2 protein-coding genes are annotated in these 1,113 nt (G+C 64.2%); both read left to right on the top strand.

Going from position 1 to position 1,113, the window contains the following annotated elements:
• Positions 1 to 261 precede the first annotated feature (261 nt).
• On the top strand, positions 262 to 756 hold the full coding sequence (locus A5707_RS03395; RefSeq protein ID WP_065013116.1) for a hypothetical protein: 495 nt from the start codon (positions 262 to 264) through the stop codon (positions 754 to 756).
• 104 nt (positions 757 to 860) lie between these two features.
• The coding region (locus A5707_RS03390; RefSeq protein ID WP_419866383.1) for a protein kinase domain-containing protein at positions 861 to 1,113 on the top strand (253 nt) is incomplete at its 3' end.

Raw genomic sequence — 1,113 nt, 5'->3', positions numbered from 1 at the left:
GGCCACGCCATCGAACACGCCCAACACCAAACAAAAATGGGAGCAGCCAACACACCACCGACAAGCGTCGCCCTCGAACCCCCGCCTGTCCCCGTTCTGCACTCCAGACCCTCAACACCCACCCCCGCATCCAGACCGACAACGCCCACCCCACAGTCCAGACCACCAGCCCCACCACCGCCGGCGTGGACGCCACCCGCAGCCAGCTCATCCAAAGCACCAATCTGGATTGGAGTCGGGCTGGCCACCGTCGCCATCGCCGTGCTCATCGTGGTGATCGTCGTACTTACCCACAACGACAACTCCACCCCATCCGCCACCCCCGCAACCACAACCGAGGCATCGACTTACCCGACGGATTCGGAGGCAATCGCGCAACCCGCGCCGCCGTCATCGGAGGCGCCGCCTTCGACCAGCGCTGGCATAGCAGGGTTGGCGCCGTTCGTGCGGGAATGGCGCGGGGCGCGGGAGAGTATCGTCATCGACGCCGCCGGTAATGGGCACTTCCATTACATGATGGACTGCCCCAGCTGTACGTCAATGGCTGACATTCCTTACAACACAATGGACTTCAAGTTGACGTCGGTCTCGGGCGACACGGCCAGTGGGACTGTCACCGTCAGCTCAGATCCACAGTTTTCGGTAGGCGAACCAGTGGCAGTCAGGCTGGGCGAGCTGGACACCATCCACTGGTCGGTCGGCGGCAAGGAGGAGGGACTCTTCTGCGGCTCCAATCCGTCGTGGTGTGGCGGCTGAAAGCCGAGATGCGAAGGGGACGGCGCGATGTGGCTGAGCTGGTTGCCGAATCGACTGTGGGCACGGGGGTGGTTCGCTAGCATGTGCCCACGGGGGGTGCGGTGATGGAGGCCGCAGTGGACGAAGTGGTGTTCGGGCGGTACCGGCTGATCGCGTTGATCGGCGAGGGCGGCATGGGCAAGGTGTACAAGGCTCATGACGACGTGATCGGCCGCGATGTGGCGATCAAAGTGCTGCCCACCGAACTCAGCGTTGAGCCCGGTTATCGGGAACGGTTTCGCCGCGAGGCCCACACCGCAGCCCGGCTGACCGAGCCGCACATCATCCCGATTTATGACACCGGGGAAGTCGACGGCC

The sequence above is a fragment of the Mycobacterium kyorinense genome (genome assembly GCF_001672775.1).
GTDB lineage: Bacteria > Actinomycetota > Actinomycetes > Mycobacteriales > Mycobacteriaceae > Mycobacterium > Mycobacterium kyorinense_A.
This window is presented reverse-complemented; position numbering and strand designations above follow the sequence as displayed.